The sequence below is a fragment of the Paraburkholderia sp. IMGN_8 genome (genome assembly GCF_038050405.1).
Taxonomy (GTDB): Bacteria; Pseudomonadota; Gammaproteobacteria; order Burkholderiales; family Burkholderiaceae; genus Paraburkholderia.
In genome coordinates this window covers 2,579,439-2,596,742 of the sequence record NZ_CP150901.1, presented here as the reverse complement: position 1 = coordinate 2,596,742, position 17,304 = coordinate 2,579,439, and the positions used below count along the sequence as shown (strand labels likewise).

General features: G+C 65.0%; 18 protein-coding genes and 1 pseudogene. 7 read left to right on the top strand and 12 right to left on the bottom strand.

Annotated features, from left to right (window positions below; genetic code table 11):
- Positions 1-20: 20 nt before the first annotated feature.
- From WN982_RS32800 to WN982_RS32785, 4 genes are all read right to left on the bottom strand, one after another.
- Complete coding sequence (locus tag WN982_RS32800; RefSeq protein WP_341316182.1) at positions 21-173, bottom strand: hypothetical protein; 153 nt, start codon at positions 171-173, stop codon at positions 21-23.
- A gap of 112 nt (positions 174-285) precedes the next feature.
- Positions 286-990, bottom strand: a complete 705-nt coding sequence (locus WN982_RS32795) for a PIG-L family deacetylase (RefSeq protein WP_341319490.1) — start codon at positions 988-990, stop codon at positions 286-288.
- 304 nt (positions 991-1,294) lie between these two features.
- The gene (locus WN982_RS32790; protein ID WP_341316181.1) at positions 1,295-2,824 is read right to left on the bottom strand and encodes a UdgX family uracil-DNA binding protein; all 1,530 of its coding nucleotides are present in this window, start codon (positions 2,822-2,824) and stop codon (positions 1,295-1,297) included.
- A 138-nt stretch (positions 2,825-2,962) separates the two neighbouring features.
- Positions 2,963-3,550 carry a nucleotidyltransferase family protein gene (locus tag WN982_RS32785; protein ID WP_341316180.1) on the bottom strand — a complete coding sequence of 196 codons (588 nt, stop codon included), beginning with the start codon at positions 3,548-3,550 and terminating at the stop codon, positions 2,963-2,965.
- 150 nt (positions 3,551-3,700) lie between these two features.
- Between WN982_RS32785 and WN982_RS32780 the strand changes: the two genes are divergently transcribed.
- Positions 3,701-4,270 (top strand): cysteine hydrolase family protein, encoded by a 570-nt coding sequence (locus tag WN982_RS32780; protein WP_341316179.1) that lies wholly within the window; start codon positions 3,701-3,703, stop codon positions 4,268-4,270.
- Between the two features lie 35 nt (positions 4,271-4,305).
- On the opposite strand, the pseudogene WN982_RS32775 reads toward WN982_RS32780, so the two are convergent.
- From WN982_RS32775 to WN982_RS32755, 5 genes and pseudogenes are all read right to left on the bottom strand, one after another.
- A pseudogene (locus WN982_RS32775) lies at positions 4,306-5,001 on the bottom strand (molybdopterin cofactor-binding domain-containing protein); the annotation flags it as partial.
- Between the two features lie 176 nt (positions 5,002-5,177).
- Positions 5,178-5,861, bottom strand: a complete 684-nt coding sequence (locus WN982_RS32770) for a Fe2+-dependent dioxygenase (RefSeq protein WP_341316178.1) — start codon at positions 5,859-5,861, stop codon at positions 5,178-5,180.
- A complete protein-coding gene (locus WN982_RS32765) occupies positions 5,858-6,622 on the bottom strand; it encodes a tetratricopeptide repeat protein (protein WP_341316177.1) in 765 nt (254 codons plus the stop codon). Before WN982_RS32765 ends, WN982_RS32770 begins: the two co-directional genes overlap by 4 nt.
- A gap of 11 nt (positions 6,623-6,633) precedes the next feature.
- Entirely contained in the window at positions 6,634-8,883 is a 2,250-nt protein-coding gene (locus WN982_RS32760) for a TonB-dependent siderophore receptor (RefSeq protein ID WP_341319489.1), read from the bottom strand.
- Positions 8,884-9,030: 147 nt separating this feature from the next.
- Positions 9,031-9,942, bottom strand: a complete 912-nt coding sequence (locus WN982_RS32755) for a LysR family transcriptional regulator (RefSeq protein ID WP_341316176.1) — start codon at positions 9,940-9,942, stop codon at positions 9,031-9,033.
- A gap of 90 nt (positions 9,943-10,032) precedes the next feature.
- Here WN982_RS32755 and WN982_RS32750 point away from each other — a divergent pair, with 90 nt between their 5' ends.
- Positions 10,033-11,121: a zinc-binding dehydrogenase gene (locus WN982_RS32750; RefSeq protein WP_341316175.1), complete on the top strand. Its 1,089-nt coding sequence runs from the start codon at positions 10,033-10,035 to the stop codon at positions 11,119-11,121.
- Positions 11,122-11,209: 88 nt separating this feature from the next.
- Here the strand turns inward: WN982_RS32750 and WN982_RS32745 are convergent, their stop codons facing one another.
- On the bottom strand, positions 11,210-12,502 hold the full coding sequence (locus WN982_RS32745; RefSeq protein WP_341316174.1) for an aspartate carbamoyltransferase: 1,293 nt from the start codon (positions 12,500-12,502) through the stop codon (positions 11,210-11,212).
- Between the two features lie 390 nt (positions 12,503-12,892).
- Between WN982_RS32745 and dapA the strand changes: the two genes are divergently transcribed.
- The 5 genes from dapA (at position 12,893) to WN982_RS32720 (ending at position 16,058) form a co-directional block, all read left to right on the top strand.
- Entirely contained in the window at positions 12,893-13,843 is a 951-nt protein-coding gene (gene dapA, locus WN982_RS32740) for a 4-hydroxy-tetrahydrodipicolinate synthase (RefSeq protein ID WP_341316173.1), read from the top strand.
- A gap of 8 nt (positions 13,844-13,851) precedes the next feature.
- Positions 13,852-13,986, top strand: a complete 135-nt coding sequence (locus WN982_RS32735) for a hypothetical protein (protein ID WP_341316172.1) — start codon at positions 13,852-13,854, stop codon at positions 13,984-13,986.
- A 168-nt stretch (positions 13,987-14,154) separates the two neighbouring features.
- Positions 14,155-15,123 (top strand): M23 family metallopeptidase, encoded by a 969-nt coding sequence (locus WN982_RS32730; protein WP_341316171.1) that lies wholly within the window; start codon positions 14,155-14,157, stop codon positions 15,121-15,123.
- Positions 15,116-15,547: a hypothetical protein gene (locus WN982_RS32725; RefSeq protein WP_341316170.1), complete on the top strand. Its 432-nt coding sequence runs from the start codon at positions 15,116-15,118 to the stop codon at positions 15,545-15,547. Before WN982_RS32730 ends, WN982_RS32725 begins: the two co-directional genes overlap by 8 nt.
- A 79-nt stretch (positions 15,548-15,626) precedes the next feature.
- On the top strand, positions 15,627-16,058 hold the full coding sequence (locus tag WN982_RS32720) for a polymer-forming cytoskeletal protein (RefSeq protein ID WP_341316169.1): 432 nt from the start codon (positions 15,627-15,629) through the stop codon (positions 16,056-16,058).
- 113 nt (positions 16,059-16,171) lie between these two features.
- On the opposite strand, the gene WN982_RS32715 is transcribed toward WN982_RS32720, so the two are convergent.
- Both WN982_RS32715 and WN982_RS32710 read right to left on the bottom strand, forming a co-directional pair.
- Positions 16,172-16,513, bottom strand: coding sequence for a hypothetical protein (locus tag WN982_RS32715; RefSeq protein WP_341316168.1), 342 nt, complete (start codon positions 16,511-16,513; stop codon positions 16,172-16,174).
- Positions 16,514-16,830: 317 nt separating this feature from the next.
- Positions 16,831-17,226, bottom strand: a complete 396-nt coding sequence (locus WN982_RS32710; protein WP_341316167.1) for a rhodanese-like domain-containing protein — start codon at positions 17,224-17,226, stop codon at positions 16,831-16,833.
- Between the last annotated feature and the right edge of the window lie 78 nt (positions 17,227-17,304).

The window sequence follows — 17,304 nt, the reverse complement described above, 5'->3', positions numbered from 1 at the left end:
GTGTTCATGAACGCCCGGTCTCACACCGGATCCTTGTCCGGCGGCCCCTCCGGCCGCTGCGGCTCTTCGTTGTGATGGCCGGGCGACGGCGGCACTAGCGGATCGCCTTCCGGGTCGCGGGTCGGATCGGCGTGCGGATCGGGAATCGGACTGGTATGCATGTCGTAGCTCATTGCATCACCTGTAGCGAAGAAGTGGACCGGTACGGCCGGCGGAGGCTGAGTACACGCTTGAGCACGCCTGCCATTCCCTTCAAGCGTAGGCGATTCAACACGCTCTGGGCGCTTACTTTTTCGCGCGACGGCCTACGCTGAGTTGCCAGTAACGTTCGGGGGCGAAAACGTCGTCGTAATTTCCCGCGCCGAAAGCGCGCAGCTGGCTTTCGTACGCGTTGACTGCTTCGCGTTTGAGCAGCACCTGGCGCTCCAGATCGATCGTGTGATGTGCGCTCGGGTGGGCCGGCGTCGCAACAATGCCGCGCCGCGCCAGATCGGCGAACCGCGCCTGCACGACGCCGGGCGTGCGCCGGTGAATCGCTTCCTCGTAACCGAACCACGTGAGATGCGACAAGCGCGGCAGGATTTCGCAGCAGGCTTCGAACACCCGTTCGTGGTCGGCGTGATTCAGGCCGAGCGGCATCAGCAGCGTGTTGGCGGTCGAGCGGTAAATGGTTTCTTCGAGTGCCGCCGCCAACGTGGCGATCGACGGCGAGTCGAGGTACTGGCCGTCGCGAAACGGCATGCGCAGCGGAATCGCGTCGAGCACCTCGAGCGCGCGGTTGTCTTCGAGCGTGCGCGCGTGGACTGCCTGATGAGCGTCCTTGAACCCCGACTTTTCATCCCATTCGGTATGCATCTGGTGCTCGGGCGGTGCGGCGAATACCGTGCAGACCGCGGCATCGGGATGCGCGGCGAGCAGCGCGCCGCAACTGAACACGGCGTCCTCGAAATGGGGGGACACGATGAAAAGGCGCGGGCTGGTTTCGCTCATGGATAGTAGGGTGGGATACGCGCAGGCCGCGTTCGACGCTCGTTCGCCGCTCATGCGCCGTTTGTGCGTTGCGCTCGGGATCGCGGCGTCACATCAGCTTAGGCGGAATCGGCGCGGCTTGCGCGACAGTCTTGGCACGTGCAAGCGGCATGCCGGGCGGGGGCGAGCCGGCGCGTGCCTGGCGCCTGGCTAGTACTGGCCTCCCGCAGATGCTCACCGTTGCGGTTTTGATGTTTCCCGAACTTCCTCACCTTCAAACAGCATGCTGCGTTCGGCAAATTGTTGCCCGGGGCAGCAACGCTGCTCAGCCCTCCACCAGCTTCGCCGCGCGGCTGAACGCCGTCACGATCGTCGCCTCGATGTCGTTGCGTAAGCGGGCGTCGGCGGTTCGCAGCGCGTACGACGGATGGTAGGTCGGCACGATCAGGCGCCCGCCGTGGGCGATTGTCTGACCGAGGTATTCGGACAGATTGACGTGCGCGCCGGTCAGCGCTTTCAGCGCGGTCGGGCCGAGCGTGACGACGACGCGCGGCGCGATCCGCGCGAGTTCTTCTTCGAGCCAGTAGTGGCAAGCTTCGACCTCGCGCCGCGCGGGCGTGCGGTGGACGCGCTGCTGGTCGAGCAATTCCCATTTGTAATGCTTGACGGCACAGGTCAGATACAGCGCCGCGCGCTCGACGCCCGCGCGCGCGAGCACGGCATCCAGCAGCTGGCCGGCCGGTCCGGTGAAGGGTTCGCCTTGCCGGTCTTCCTGCTCGCTGGGTTGTTCGCCGACCACCATGATTGCCGCATGTGCCGGCCCGGCGCCCGCGACCGCGTGCGTCGCGTTGCGCCATAACGCGCACCGTCTGCAGGTGGCAAGCGGTCCGGTCGGCTCGCGAAACGGTGGCGTCAGCGCCGAATACTCGACCGGCGGCGCATCCGGCACGGTGACGGGGGCGCTTTGTGCGCCAAGCCGGCTGCGCTCGCGCGCGAGGTGCGCAGGCAATGGCGGGCCGGCGGGCGGCGTTCTCCAGTAGCGCAGCGGCACGGAAGATGGCGCCGCATTGAAGGCGCTGGCGTAATACGCAAGCCAGAGCGCTTCAGTAGGCTCGCTGGTGATGGCTTCGCCGGTCATGGCGCTTGCGGCTGACGCCTGAGAGGCCTCAGCGGCATGAGCGGCTTCGTCCGGAAGCGGTTGGCCGATGCGCAGCAGCATCCCGTTCCAGAATGCCGCGCCGCGCGGGGTGGTCAGCATCCACGTGGAATTGCCCGTGCGGGGGGCGAACCGCGCGGCGGCGCGCTCCAGCAGGTCATGATGCGGTTCGTACCAGCCGACGAATTCCGGCGGGCCCATTGAGGGATCGCGCCGTCTGAATAGCGTAAGCGCGAGCAGATCGTCCGTTTCGCGCTCGATGGCCTGGACGCGCTGATCGAGCAGCGCGCCGTCGGCGTCACCGGGATCGAGGACGTTGCGCTCGCCGTGCGTCCAACGCCACAGGACGCGATACAACAGCGCCCAGCGGTCCGGTGCCCGAAAGCAGCCAGCCGTTTTCAGCCGGGCGAGCAGTTCGCGGGGAATCGCGGGGACGGCAAAGGCGGTGGTAGTGGTGGCGGTGCCCGAGGCGTTTGATGTGCCTGAAGTACCGGAAGCAGCCTCAGTGCCGGCCGCCGCCGAAGAGCGTGTATCTTGCCGGGCGGCGCCACTATTGCCGTTTTCGTCGCTTTCGCCGTGTGCCACCGCACCGTCGGACTCGATCCACTCGATCTGCCCTGGTTCGACACCTTGCCGCAGCAGCGCTCGTGCGGCGCGCCGCCACGCGGCAAAAGACGGTTCGATCGGAATGCGTTGCATGCGGACGCGCCGTGGATGCACGCGCAGCGTCACGCGCCCATCCAAGTGGCCAAAATACTGTATGAATGTACAGTATGCGTCTAAACACGGACCCGGATCAAGCGTCCCGGCCTGGAATCCGCTCCGATCGCGCCAGCGCTAGACATTGCGCAAATCTTCTGGCGTATCCACGTCGCGCAGAATCCCGGCGTCGTCGACATTCAGCCGCATCACGTGGTGCGAAGTCAGCAGCGAGCGTGCGCCGGTGTCGCCGTCGAGCGTCAACAGTGCGTCGCGGTGCTCGATGCCGAAGCCGACCGGATGGCCGCGCTGCCCCTGGTAAAACGGCGCGACCAGCGAAGCGCCGTCATCGAGCGCGTGCGCCACGGCTTCGATCGTCGTGACGGCGATGCGCGGCATATCGGCGAGCGCGACGATCCAGCCCTCGGCATCTTCGCTGGCCTCGATGCCGGCGGCGAGGCTCGCGCCCATGCCGCGCGCCGCGTTGGCGGTAAACATCACGTCGCAACCGGCGTCGTTCAGTAAGCGCGCGAGTGCGTCCGAGCCCGGCCGCACCACGGCCAGCACCCGCGTCACGACCTGCAGCAGCCGATGTGCGGCTTCGTGGGCGACCGGCGTGCCGTCGGGCATGCGCGCAAGCAGTTTGTTGTGCAGGCCGTCCGGATCGAAGCGCGACCCGAAGCCTGCGGCGAGCAGCACGCCAGTGGCGAGCGAGGCATAGGCCATGGGCGGGCACCGGTAGAAGGGATGAGGACGATTGTGCGATGCAACGCAGTTGCAGGCAAGCGCCAATGCATCGGCTAAGGTGTGCCGCTATGCGTGCCCGTGCTCGTACAATGAGCCGCTTACCTCACATCAAAGCGGACCTTCCTCGCCATGAAGCGCCTCGACGACAACGCCGCGCTGATCCTGATCGATCTGCAAAAAGGCATTCAGCATCCGAAGCTCGGCCGCCGCAACAACCCGGACGCCGAGCGTAATCTCGCGGCCTTGCTCGCACGTTGGCGCGAGACCGCGCGGCCGATCGTCCACGTGCGCCACATTTCCCGCGAGCCGGAATCGGTGTTCTGGCCGGGGCAGAGCGGCGTCGAGTTTCAGGCGGCGTTCGCGCCGAACGGTTACGAGCATGTTGTCGAAAAGAACGTGCCGGATGCGTTCATCGCGACCGCACTCGAACGTTGGCTGCGGGTGCGGCAGATCGCCGAAGTGGTGATTGCGGGTGTCATCACGAACAATTCGGTTGAATCAACCGCGCGCACGGCTGGCAACCTTGGCTTCAAGACGCTAGTGGCAAGCGACGCGGCCTTCACGTTCGACATGCACGACCTGAACGGCCGCATGTGGGCGGCCGAAGACGTGCATGCGCTCTCGCTTGCCAATCTCGCGGCGGACTACGCGGAGATCGCCACGACGGCTGAGATCATGAACCGCGCGGCCGGCGCTTAACTGGCCACACAACGGGCCCACAGAGCAGGCCCACCTCACACCCGCACCGTGCCCATCACCTTATCGAGCGTCACCGGCAGATCGCGCACGCGCACACCGGTCGCGTGATACACCGCATTCGCGATCGCCGCCGGCACGCCCGTGATGCCGATCTCGCCGATCCCGCGTACGCCGAGCGAGTTGATATATGGATCGGGCTGATCGAGGAAGGTGATATCGAGCGAGCCGATATCGGCATTCACCGGCACGTGATACTCAGCGAGATTCGCGTTGGTGAAGCGCCCATAGCGCACATCGAGCGAGGTCTCTTCCTGCAACGCCGCGCCCACGCCCCACACGATGCCGCCCATAAGTTGAGTGCGCGCGGTTTTCTGATTCAGCACGCGCCCCACGTCATACACGCCGACCACGCGCGGCACGCGGATCGTGCCGAGGTCCTGCGTGCCGGAGGCGACCATCGCGGTGCCGTCCGGCAGAATCCGCGCGATGGCCGAGGCTTCGCTGCGATTGGCCGGATAGGTCGCGCTCGCCATACCCATGCCGATCAGCGTGCTGCCGTTGCGCATCGAACGCGGTGCGGGCGTACGCCGCGATCAGCCGAATTTCTCGGCACCGAGCCGATAGCACTCGCGCAAGGCCTTGCTTGACCACGGCTTGTTTTCTTGCGGATCGGCATCGGCGTAGTTCTTCATGCGCAGCGCGAGCGGGTCCATCTTCAACGTGACAGCGAGTCAGCAGCGAGTCCGCGAAGAGTCAGGTTAAAGCGGGGAAGAGCAACCCGTACCGTAGCGGCGCGTGTCAACAACGGACGTTGCGCTTAACGAACTGGAAAGTAAATATGCTGGAGGGCCGTCTTTCTGGGTGCAAAAAGAAAGACTGTTTTGCGCGAGATGAGTAGTCCGCCGCTTCAGGCGTCGGCCCAGCGGCGCAGCAGATTGTGATAAATGCCGGTGAGACTGACCACCGTCGAATCGTTTGAACCTTTCTCGGCGGCAAGGCGCTGCACGTCGTTGTCGAGTTGAAACAGCAGCGCGCGCTCGCCGTCGTCTCGCACCATGCTCTGAATCCAGAAGAACGACGCGACTCGTACACCGCGCGTCACCGGACTCACGTGATGCAGGCTCGAAGCGGGGTAGAGCACCATGTCGCCGGCGGGCAGCTTTGCGCGATGCACGCCGTAGGTATCTTCGATGGAAAGTTCGCCGCCGTCGTAGGTGTCGGGCTCGGCGAGAAACAGCGTGGCCGACAGATCGCTGCGAATGCGGAAGTCGGTCCCGCGCAGTTGACGGATCGCGTTGTCGACATGGGTGCCGAAACCGTCGCCGCCCGCATAGCGGTTAAAGAGCGGCGGAAACACCTTGAGCGGCAGCGCGGCGGAAAAGAAGCGCGGATGGCGGCCGAGCGCGTCCTGAATCGCGTCGCCCACCGCGCGCGCGGCCGGCGATCCTTCGGGCAACTGCTGGTTGCGCTTGGCCTGCGCCGACTGTTCGCCGGAGGTCGCATTGCCGTCGATCCATTGCGCCGCGTCGAGCACTTCACGGCATTGCGCGACCTGCTGTTTGCTGAGCAGAGCCTGAAGATGCAGCATCATGCGCGCGACTCCTGCGTCAGGTTCATTGCAGCGCGTACGTCCTCCGCCAACGCGCGAAATGCAGTCACCGGCGAAGCGGCGAGCCACGCCTGCATCTTCGCGACGAACGCCGCGGTCGCCGTATGCGGCACGCGCCGCAACCACCCGAGCGCGGCATCGATCTCGCCGCGCTCGGCGAGGAGCCGCGCATAGTTGAATTGACCGCGAAAGTCGCCGCCTTGTGCCGCACGCCGGTAATAGTCGAACGCGATGCTTGTGTCCGCATCGACTTCCCAACCATCCTCGTAAAAGCTGCCGATAAAATTGATCGACTTCACGTGACCCAGATCGGCGGCGCGCCGGAACCACTGCAACGCCTGCGCGCGATCGCACTCGATACCGTTGCCGAGCGCGAGCGCCGACGCGTAGTTGTACATGCCCCAGTCGAGCCCCGCCTGTGCCGCGAGCCGGTACCAGTAGACGGCCACCGGCGCGCATGCTGCGATTCCCCAGCCGTGTTCGTAGCAGCGGCCCAGCATGTTCATCGCCATCGGATGATCCCGTCGCGCCGCGTGCCTGAACCACGTCAGCGCTTCCCCCGCGTTGCGTTCGACACCGTGGCCGTCGAGGAGATACTGCCCATACACGGCCTGCGCCTCGACAATGCCGTTATGCGCGGCCGCCGCCACCCATGCGGCCGCTTTGGCCGGCGGCCCGGAGAGAATCGTGGCAAGCTCGTCATGCGACACGCTAGCCAGCGCCTTCAACGTCACGTGTTCCATCTGGCCGTGACTTAGTAGCGCGCGTTGAGCGTCAGGAACGCGGAACGTCCCGGAGCGATCGACGCGTAGTGCGCCGGATACGCCTGGTCGTAATACGTCCGGTTGAAGATGTTCTGCACGTTCAGTTGCAGATCGACCTTCTTGTTGATCCGGTACGTCGCCATGCCGTCGAAGCGCCAGTACGACGGCACCGCGCGCAGATTCGCCGTGTCGCCGTACACCTGCGACATATAGAACGCGCCACCGCCGATCGTGAACTTCGGCAGCACGTCGTAGTGGGTCCACAGGCTGATGCTGTTCTTCGGCGTGTTCGGGAACTGGTGGCCGTTGTCCGAGGTGGTTTTGCCGTTGTCGCGCAACTCGCTCTTCATATACGTGTAGCCGCCGAACACCTGCCACTTGCTGGTCAGCTGGCCGGCCACGCCGAATTCGAAACCCTGTACGCGCTTGTTGCCTACCATCGCGTATTCGTTGTTCGGCAGCGTGACGCGCGCGTTCGTCGTGTCGATCTGGAACAGCGCGCCCGTCAGCGACAGGTGGTTGTTCAGCACATTCCACTTGGTGCCGATTTCGTAGCTGCGGTTTTTTTCCGGCGCGAGTTGATCGGCGTTCGCACCGACGCCGCCGCGGCCCGGTGTCAGCGATTGCGTTTCGCTGCCCTGGCCGAGCAGCGCGCCGGCCGGCGTCGACGAGGTCGCAATCGACGCATAGATGCTGCCGTTCGACGCCGGTTTGAAGACGAGGCCGAACTGGTAGTTGAACAGCGTGTCGTCGCGCGAGGTGCGCTTGCCGCCGTTGGCGACCGTATTGCGGAAATCCGTCGAATAATCGTCGACGCGCAAACCAACGTTGGCTTGCCAGCGCCTGGTGAATTCGATCGTATCGAACGCATATAGCGATTTGGTGACCGTGCGCTGCTCGCTCGGATCGTTCGCCTGGCTAACCGATCCGGCCCACGGGTCGTTCGGATTCGGCGACCACAGGCTCGTGCAGTTATAGCCCGACGCCGCGCCGATACCCTTGGTCTTGCAGATCGCGCCGCTCGCCGCCGCCACGTTGTACGAATCGTTCACGCTGGTTTCGCGCGACAGTTCGAGGCCGGTGGTGAAGCTGTGCTTCATGAAGCCCGTCTTGAACTCGCCGAACAGTTCGGTCTGGTTCGCGAGGCTGTAGACGTCGCTCGCACGCGTATTCGTGCGGCGCCACACCATGCCGTTGACGACGTTGCCCTGGCTGTCGTCCGGCTGGGTCCAGATGTAGTCCTGAGTGGACTTCGTATAACGCATGGTGTTGCGGATCGTCAGGTTGCTGTTGATGTCGTGCTCGATGCGCACCGTGCCGACGTCCGAGGTCGTCTTGCGGAAGTCACGGTCGATCAGGCCGTAAAAATTGTGGCGGTCCACGTTGGCCGGATAGATCGTGTCGACGTTGGCCGGCTTGTTGGTGGTCGTGTAGAAGTACGGAATGCCGCTGTCGGGCAAATCGTCGGTCGACAGGTGGTAGTAGCTGGCCGTCACGCGAGTCGGCGTGCCGAGACCGTACGTGAACGACGGCGCGATGCCCCAGCGTTCGTTGTTGACCGCGTCGCGGCCGGCGACGTCGTTGTTGTGGCTCATCACGTTCAGGCGGAATGCGGCGTGGTCGGCCATCTGCCAGTTGCCGTCGGCGGTGAAGCGGCGGTAGCGGTCAGTGCCGAGGCCCGCGCTGCCGGCGGCGGAGTTGCCGAGATGCGGGGTCTTGGTGATCAGATTGATGCTGCCGCCCGCGCCGCCTCGGCCACCGTACGCGCCGTCGGAACCCTTGGTCACTTCGACGCTTTCGATGTTGAACACTTCACGGGTGGTCGCGCCGATGTCGCGCAAGCCGTCGACGAACGTGCTGCCCTGCGCGTCGTAGCCGCGGATGAACGGCCGGTCGCCGAGCGGATTGCCGCCTTCGCCGGCGCCGAAGGTGATGCCCGGCACCGTGCGCAGGGCTTCGGTCAGCGTCGCGGCGCCGGTGCTCTGGATCAACTCCTGCGGAATGACGGTCACCGATTTCGGCGTATCGATCAACGGCGCGGTGAATTTGACCGACGCCGAATGGTCGGTCTTGAAGCCGTCGTCCGCCTGGCCCTGCACGGCGATCGGCGCGAGCTGGCCTTCCTTGTCGGGCGGCGGCGTGCCGGCGGTGCCCTGTGCGAGGGCGGGGCCGGCAGCCAACATGCTGCACAGCGTCGTGCTGATTTTGCCGAGCTTCGGCTCGTCGGACCGCAACTTCATCTTTCTTCCCGTCATGAGTCTGATGACCGGGCAGGTATCGACATCCTTGCCCGGATATTTCATGTTTATTACAAAAGTCTTGCGAAGCGCATTCTATGCAATATTTTTGTAATTGAGAAGCGTTCTCAACAAAATGGTTTTGAATTATTACAGTTCGGCCAGCTCCGCCAGCGTGTCGCGCAACCACACGAGCGCCGGATCAGCCTGGTTGCGCGGATGCCAACCCGCATACAACGTGAAGCCGCGCGCTTCGAACGGCAGCGCGAAAGCGTCGAGCCGATCGAGATAACGCGCGGCGAAGCGCGACGGCAACGTCGAAACGTAATCGGTTTTCGACAGCAACTCGGGCACCAGCGTGAAATGCTGGACCGACAGCGCGACGCGCCGTTCGCGGCCGAGCGCGTCGAGATGCTCGTCCATGAAGCCGTGGAAGCTGCCGCCGCTGGTGGACACCAGCACGTGATCGAGCGCGCAGTAAGTGTCGAGATCGAGCGGCGCGGTGCCGCGCGGGTGGCCCTTGCGCTGCACGAACAGGAAGTGCTCGTCGAACAGCTTGCGCGCTTTCATCGACGGCGGAATCATCCGGTCGGAACCGAGCAGCAGGTCGACTTCGCCGCTTTCGAGCCGCGCCGCGGCCACCGGCTGCTCGCCGATCACAAATGCAACCCGCACACCAGGCCCCGCCAACGTCGGCAAGCGCTCCATTAGCCGCATGCCCAGCACGGCGGTGGCGTTGTCGTGTGCGGAAATCACGAAGCGCCGCGTATCGATCCACGGATCGAAGGCCGGTTGATGGCGTACCACCGCTTCGAGATTCTTCAACGCCGCGTGCAGCGGCTCCATCAACTCCAGCGCCCGTGCGCTGCGCGTCATGCCGCGGCCGGTTTCGGCGGGAAGCAGTAGCGGGTCGCCGAAAATCTGCCGCAAACGCGCGAGTTGCGTCGAGACGGCCGGTTGCGTCAGATGCAGCCGCTCGGCCGCGCGCGTGACGTTCGATTCGGCGAGCAACGCGTCGAGCGACACCAGCAGGTTCAGGTCGATACCACGGAGATCAATCATATTGATGGGTCGCATACGGGTAATTGATTTCTAGAATACGTACCTTGCATCTACAGTTCAACCACCCAAACGAACTGAGGGAGCCGCAAGATGAAAGCCTGGATGCTCGACGAACCCGGCAAGCCGCTGGCACTGCGCGACGTCGCGCAACCGCAGCCGCGCCGCAGTGCAGTGCTGGTGCGGATGGAGGCGGTGCCGTTGCTGAGTTACACGCGGGACTATGTCGAAGGGAAGTTGCCGTATGCGTGTCCGCCGGGACCGTTCTCACCCGGCACCAACGGCGTGGGCCGGATCGTCGCGGTCGGCGAGGGCGTGGTGGCGTTTCGCGTCGGACAACGGGTCGCCGTGAATCCGTACTGGGTCGCCGACGAAACGGTGCGCGAGCCGGCACAAGCGCTGCTGGGGTTGACCGCCGTCAGCGCCGACAGTGGCGTCTTGCTGGCGGAGTTTCCGCACGGCACCTTGCGCGAGGCGGCGGAATTCCCAGCGTCGACGCTGATCGCGCTCGACGGTCTGGAGGATATCGAAGCCGCTCGCCTTGCTGTCCTTGCCAAATTCGCGGTGCCGTTCGGCGGCTTGCGGCGCGGCCGTCTGGCGGCTGGCGAAACGGTGGTGGTAAATGGCGCCGGCGGTTACTTCGGCTCGGCGGCCGTGCTGGCGGCGCTGGCGCTCGGCGCGAGCAAAGTCGTCGCGCTCGGCCGTCGTCTGGAACCGCTGCAAGCACTGGCCGAGCAGGGGCGCGGACGCGTGGTGCCGGTCGTCCTGACGGGCGACGCCGCGCAAGACGTGAAGGCGATCCGCGACGCAAGCGGTGGCGGCGCGGATCTCGCGTTCGACATGGTCGGCCAGGCCACCGACGCGAACGCGACCCTCGCGGCATTACGCAGCCTGCGCCGCGGCGGGCGGCTGGTGCTGATGGGCAGCATGCGGGTGGATTTGCCGATTCCGTACAGCGAGATGTTGCTGAACAGCTGGGAATTGATCGGCCACTTCATGTACACGCGCGCCGACTATCTCGCGCTGGTTTCGCTGGTGACGTCGGGGCAGATCGCGCTCGATGCAGTCGAGTTGAAGTCGTATCCGTTTGCCGAACTGGATGCGGCGATCGACGCAGCCGGCCGCATGTCGGGCTTGCAGTGCACGGTGGTGGAGGGCAAGTCGCCGCAAGCGTGGGGTTGAGCGCGCAGCGGTTCCATTGCGGCAGCATAAAAAAACGGCCTTGCTGATCAACAGCAAGGCCGTTTTGCATCGACTGAATCCCGATCGATCAATCGATGCCGTGAAACACCGCGTCGTCTGGGCCGAGATAGGCGGGCGGGCGCCACGCGGCGTCGCGCATCGAATGCTGGACCAGCTTTTCCACGCCCAGCAGCACCGCGAAAATCGCCATTCGCACCGGAATGCCGTTATCGGTTTGCCGGAAAATCGCCAGCCGCGAATCATGATTCAGATCGACGCTCAGATCGTTCGCACCGGGCCGGCTGTCGCGCGGCAGCGGATGCATGATCAAGGTGTCGCTGCCGCACACGCTATCCACCAGCGCCTGATTGATCTGGAAGTCCGGCGTATAGCCTTCGAACGATTCGTCGGTGAAGCGCTCTTTCTGGATGCGTGTGGCGTACACCACGTCCGCGCCGCGCAGGCCGGCGGTGAGATCGTGGGTCTGCTCGATCACATGGCCGTTGCGTGAGATCTGCTCGATGATGTAGCCCGGCATTTCGAGCATCGGCGGCGAGATCAGCGTGAATTTGATGCCGCGATACAGCGCCAGCAGCTTGACCAGCGAATGCACGGTGCGTCCGTATTTCAGGTCGCCGACCAGCGCGATGTGCGCACCGTCGACGATCTTGCCCAGCCGCGAGAACTCGCGCTGGATCGTGTACAGGTCGAGCAGCGCCTGGCTCGGATGTTCGCCGGGACCGTCGCCGCCGTTGATCACCGGCACATTGGTCGCGCGCGCGAATTCAGCCACCGAGCCTTGCTCCGGATGGCGGATCACCAGCGCATCCACGTAGCCGCTCATCACGCGGCTGGTGTCGTAGATCGACTCGCCCTTGGCCATCGACGAAAACGTGAAGCCGGTGGTGTCGCACACCGAGCCGCCGAGCCGGCAGAACGCCGCGCCGAAGCTGACGCGTGTTCGTGTACTGGCTTCGAAAAACAGATTGCCGAGCACCGCGCCTTCGAGCACGCGGGAGATTTTCCGGCGCCGCGCGATCGGCTGCATGATGTCGGCGACGCGAAAGAGCGCCTCGACCGAATCGCGCGAGAACTGGTCGACCGACAGCAGTTGCGGCTTGCCCTCGAACAGCATCTGGCTCGCCAGCGACTGCGAGTCTACGCTTTGCGTATGCTTCTCTCCCGGCTCGCCGTGCACGACGATTTCCGACACGAAACGCTCGACGATCTCCGGCATGGCTCGCGATTCCTGCGAATCGTCCGGCAGCAGCCACGTGTCGAGTGCCCGTCGCGAGACGCCGATGCGGCTGGCGAAGGTGTCGCGGGTCATGTTCAGGCGACGCATCGCATCGCGTAGGAAGGCTTGTTGCGGGACGCTCATGCGCTCACCTGTCGAGAGTAGATTTCGTACTGGTTTATGTACGCAGTGCGTATATTAGTTTGCCCGGCGCAGAAGTCAAGCAATTTTGCGATGGGCTTTGTCAAGTTGCGCCCAAGCCGGTTACACTGCGCTTCATGCATACCGGCCAAACGCTCCGACTCCGCTCGTCACGCACCGCACGTCCCGTTCTTGCGAACGTCGTCGTGATTGCGCACGCGGGTTGCGTGAACGTTAGCGCCAAAGCCAAAAAACAGCCGCTCATCTGACCGGAGCACGCTGTTCCGTCAGATGTGCGACGGAACAGCCGGTCAACGCCCGCCTTCGGCATTTCCTGTCTTTCCTCCCTCGCACGCTGTACGGAATCGATACGGTCGCATTCGAGGTAAAGACATGTCTATTTTTTCGGGTATCTGGGTTCCGCTCATCACACCGTTCGCCGACGGCGAGGTCGATCACGCCGCGCTGCGAGCGCTGGTGCGCCGTTACGCCGACGCAGGCGTGGCCGGTCTGGTCGCGCTCGGCACGACTGGCGAACCGGCCGCGCTCGACGCCGCCGAACAGGACGCCGTGCTCGCGACGATTCTCGATGAAGCTCGAACCGTCGCCAACAGCGCAGCGGATGCAGAACCGCTGCCGGTGCTGGTCGGCGTATCCGGCAATCACACGGCGAGCATGCGCGAGCGCATCGTGCAACTGAACCGGCTGCCGATAGCCGGCGTGCTGATGGCCGCGCCGTACTACATCCGGCCTTCGCAAGCGGGTATCGTCGGCCATTTCACGACGCTTGCCGATGCCAGCGAAAAGCCGGTCGTGCTGTACGACATTCCCTATCGAACCGGCGTGCGACTCGAACTCGAGACGCTGCTGACGCTCGCCGCGCATCCGCGGATTCAGGCGGTGAAGGATTGCGCCGGTTCGCTCGACACCACGCTCGCGCTGATTCGCGACGGCCGCTTGCAGGTGCTCACCGGCGAAGACATCAATATCTTCAACACCTTGTGTCTCGGTGGCAGTGGCGCGATCGCGGCGTCGGCGCATCTGCGGCCCGAACGGTTTGTCGCGTTGTATCGCGCACTCGCTGCGGGCCGGCTTGAAGAAGGACGGCGCATTTTTCTCACGCTCGCGCCGCTGATCCAGGCGTTGTTTGCCGAACCGAATCCGGGGCCGGTGAAGGCACTTCTGGCGGCTCAGGGCCTGATGCGTGATGAACTGCGCATGCCGATGACGCGCGCGAGCGATGCGCTCGTCGAACGGCTCAAGGCGCTGGAAGGGCTTGAGGGACTGGAAAGGTTTGATGGGCACGGTGGGCTTGAGCCGCGTTCGAACGCCGTATCGGCCTAGGCGCGCTTTTGCACGCGGACGTCAACGCCGGCGTCGGCGTCAAGGCCAAGGCTGGCGCGGTCGCCGGCGCGCGTCGCGGCGAGATTCGTACTGGCAAGCGCGCCGCGCTGCGCATCCCGCGAGACGCCCTGTATTTGAGATGATGCTTCGTGATGCCAGGCGATAATTGGCGCCCTTGTCCACGATCGCCACCGGTATGTAGCCGGTGCACGCCGCATGCAGTTAGTTCCGTTCGCCGCTGTCCTGTCCTGTTCGATGGTGTGCCGCGCCGCCCGCACGCGACCTGGCGCACCACGCGCTGGGAGCCGCTGATGGCGTCCCTGTTTCGCGCCGGCAGTCAGCTCAGCAGCGGCTCGGTGAGCTTCGTCACGCGCCGTACCGCGCTGACGATCTCGACCGCCTCCGCGTTCGGCACGGCAGCGCTGGCGCTTGCCGCGGGCATCGCGATCGGCATGCACTGGCCGGCGCAGGATGTCTCCGGCGAACGGGCGGCGAACCGCGTGGAGCGCGATTATGCGATCGACCAACTCGGCAAGCTGAACGCATCGCTGGCGCAAATCGAACCGCGCATCGCGCGTTTGACCATGCAGGTCGGTGCATTGCGCGATTTCGAAGCGCGTCTGAAAACGCCGAAGCCGGCGCCGCGCGCACCGGCCGCGCCCAGTGTTCCCGCCGACCCCGACACTTCCGCCACCGACAGCGAAGGCGAGGGCGGCCCCTCGTTGCCGCCGCGGCGCTGCGCCGAGCCGGCGCCGCAACGCGCCGGTCAAGCCAATGCGCAGAGCACGCAGCAACAGCTGGATTGCATCTCTTCGACGCTGTCCGCGCTCGAACAGCAGACCGCCGACCACGCGATCGCTTACGCCGCGTTCCCCGGCCGCATGCCCGCCGACGGCGCGCGCTTCGGCTCGCCGTTCGGCAACCGCACCGATCCATTCACGCAGCGTTTGAGTTTTCATCCCGGCATCGATCTGGTCGCGAGAACCGGCACGCCGATTCTCGCGGCGGCGGGCGGCCGAGTGATCTTCGCCGGCGAGAAATCGGGCTACGGCAATGCGGTCGAAGTCGATCACGGCAACGGACTCGTGACTCGCTACGGCCACGCGTCGCGCATCGTCGTGCATGTCGGCGAACTGGTGCTGCCGCGACAGCATGTCGCCGATGTCGGGTCGACCGGCCGCTCGACCGGTCCGCATCTGCATTTCGAGGTGCTGGTGAACGGCTCGCCTGTCGATCCGGCTGGCTATCTCGCGCTTTTCGCGCCCGATCCTCATGGCTGAACCGCGTTTCTCCCGCACTGCGGGCAGTCTGACGCGCCGCTCGTATACGTTGCAGCCGGCGCGGTCGCCTGGTCTTCGCGTGGCTGTGTGGGTCGTTGTTTGCGTGCTCAGCGCTGCGGCGGGCGTGGCGGCCACGGTGGCCTGGCACATGCAGCGCGGCGCCGCGCTGGCGGAGCAATGCACGGTAGTGCCAGTCCCGGAAGGCAGCTTACAGGCAGAACTCGCGCGCACGCGGCTCGCACTCGCGCAGGAATCGGCGGCGCGCGGCGCGGTGCAGAAAACCGCCGACAGCGCCGCCGCCGAGGTCGCCCGGCTAACCGCCGAATTGCAGTTCCTGCGCGGCCAGAGCAAGACCAGGCCGCCGGCGCAACCAGCACAACCAGTGCAAACAGCACCGCCACCTACGCACAGCAGTAAGCAGTAAGCAGCAAGCAGAAAACGACCCCCGGCCCGTCGCCCGGACAGCATCACGCGACGAACATCTTTATGTCCAGGAGATCTTTATGTTCAGCAAGAAAAAAACCGCGGGCATCCAGCAGACCAAGCTCGCCACCCTGATCGCGCACGACGTGCGCGTGACCGGCCATCTCCAGTTCAGCGACGGTCTGCGCATGGACGGCCACGTGAAGGGCAATGTCAGCGGCGAGCCGGGCAGCCAGACGCTGCTGGTGCTGAGCGACCGCGGCTCGATCGAAGGCAACGTGCACGGCTATGACGTGGTGGTCAATGGCAGGATCGTCGGCGACGTGATCGCCGATCACTTTGTCGAGTTGCAGAGCAATGCCCATGTGACCGGCAACATCTACTACCAGCAATTGCGGATGGATTGCGGCGCGTCGGTGGACGGCAAGCTGAGCAAGCGTGAAGGTGCGCAGGCGGCGCCGATTCTCGTGTCGGTCGCCGATGCCGGGCGTCAGGACCTCAAGGCCGGCTAGCCGCCCGCCGTCGGTCCGGCGAACGACTCAGCAAGCGGCGCCTGGGTTTGCAATCGGCGCCCGTCGCTGCGCACGTCGCTACGCACGCCGCTACGCACGTCGCTACGCACGTATCAAACCGGCCCCGGTAGCGATTGACATTGCACGGGCTTGTCATTGCCGATTGCGTCGAACCGCGGCAGCCGCGGCTCGCGCAGTCCACGCGCTTCACGCAATCCGGCGAGGTGTTGCAACGCGCCCTGGTCGAGCGTGGCGAGCATGTTCCGCTCGACGATCAGATGCTGCAAGGCCAGCACGATCAGGCCGACGGTCAGTAGCAGGTCGCCCGCGCACACCACCGCGTAAAGCGACGAGGTGGTGTGCGGGTTGCCGAGCAGCAGCGACAGGTTGGCGCGGTTGAGCAACACGAGCATGAGCGGCACCGTCGCATTGAGCATGGCGATGCAGCTGCCCACCGCCACGAGCAAGCGCGCCGCCCCGAGATGCGGACGAAGGCGTCGGCGCCGCCCAGCCGCCATGCATGGCGCTGACGCGGCGAGGCCAGCAGGAAGATGCGCCCAGTCGGGTCGAGCGCCGTGTCGGACGCCAGCGTGGCGACGACGAACGATATCGCCACCAGCCAAAAATTGTATGAGCTCTGCATGTTAAGTCCAACCGCGAAAGGGAAGCGGCTGGACTTGTTATCGACCGTTGGCGGCGTTTATTTAGTTGATTTCCATCATGTTTGTCATAGTCAGTTGTTTGAATCGACTGTTTATCGCGTGGCTGTGACTTACGCGAGTTCGAGCCCTTCATCCAGCCAGCCCGTGATGCCGCCGATCATCAGCTTGACCGGGCGCCCCAGTTGCGCGAGACGCAACGCGCCGCGCGCGGCGCCGTTGCAGTGCGGACCGGCGCAGTAGGTGACGAACAATGTGTCTTGTGGATACTCCGCGAGCTTCGAAGCGACGATCTTGCCGTGCGGCAGGTTGAGCGCGCCGGGCACATGGCCCTGCGCGAACAGCGCGGGGCTGCGCACGTCGAGCAGCACGAAGCCGGGCGAGCCGCTGGCGAGCGCCGCGGAGACATCCGAGCAGTCGGTTTCGAATTGCAGCGATGCCTGGAAGTGGGCGAGCGCGGCGGCGCTGTCGGCGGCGGGGATGGCGGTGACGGGGTTGCTGGTCGACATGGTGTGGGTCCCGGTAAGTGCAATGACGTGTAGTGAGCCTTCATTGTCGCGATGAACCGCGCGCCGGATAAGTGGCGT

Bases quoted from the DNA above. Each gene is read 5' to 3' on its own strand.
- WN982_RS32780 (WP_341316179.1), top strand. From the start codon at position 3,701: ATGAAGCGCCTCGACGACAACGCCGCGCTGATCCTGATCGATCTGCAA.
- WN982_RS32770 (WP_341316178.1), bottom strand. From the start codon at position 5,861: ATGATGCTGCATCTTCAGGCTCTGCTCAGCAAACAGCAGGTCGCGCAA.
- WN982_RS32785 (WP_341316180.1), bottom strand. From the start codon at position 3,550: ATGGCCTATGCCTCGCTCGCCACTGGCGTGCTGCTCGCCGCAGGCTTC.
- WN982_RS32760 (WP_341319489.1), bottom strand. From the start codon at position 8,883: ATGAAGTTGCGGTCCGACGAGCCGAAGCTCGGCAAAATCAGCACGACG.
- WN982_RS32800 (WP_341316182.1), bottom strand. From the start codon at position 173: ATGAGCTACGACATGCATACCAGTCCGATTCCCGATCCGCACGCCGAT.
- WN982_RS32790 (WP_341316181.1), bottom strand. From the start codon at position 2,824: ATGCAACGCATTCCGATCGAACCGTCTTTTGCCGCGTGGCGGCGCGCC.
- WN982_RS32745 (WP_341316174.1), bottom strand. From the start codon at position 12,502: ATGAGCGTCCCGCAACAAGCCTTCCTACGCGATGCGATGCGTCGCCTG.
- WN982_RS32710 (WP_341316167.1), bottom strand. From the start codon at position 17,226: ATGTCGACCAGCAACCCCGTCACCGCCATCCCCGCCGCCGACAGCGCC.
- WN982_RS32750 (WP_341316175.1), top strand. From the start codon at position 10,033: ATGAAAGCCTGGATGCTCGACGAACCCGGCAAGCCGCTGGCACTGCGC.
- WN982_RS32795 (WP_341319490.1), bottom strand. From the start codon at position 990: ATGAGCGAAACCAGCCCGCGCCTTTTCATCGTGTCCCCCCATTTCGAG.
- WN982_RS32730 (WP_341316171.1), top strand. From the start codon at position 14,155: ATGGCGTCCCTGTTTCGCGCCGGCAGTCAGCTCAGCAGCGGCTCGGTG.
- WN982_RS32755 (WP_341316176.1), bottom strand. From the start codon at position 9,942: ATGATTGATCTCCGTGGTATCGACCTGAACCTGCTGGTGTCGCTCGAC.
- dapA (WP_341316173.1), top strand. From the start codon at position 12,893: ATGTCTATTTTTTCGGGTATCTGGGTTCCGCTCATCACACCGTTCGCC.
- WN982_RS32765 (WP_341316177.1), bottom strand. From the start codon at position 6,622: ATGGAACACGTGACGTTGAAGGCGCTGGCTAGCGTGTCGCATGACGAG.
- WN982_RS32725 (WP_341316170.1), top strand. From the start codon at position 15,116: ATGGCTGAACCGCGTTTCTCCCGCACTGCGGGCAGTCTGACGCGCCGC.
- WN982_RS32720 (WP_341316169.1), top strand. From the start codon at position 15,627: ATGTTCAGCAAGAAAAAAACCGCGGGCATCCAGCAGACCAAGCTCGCC.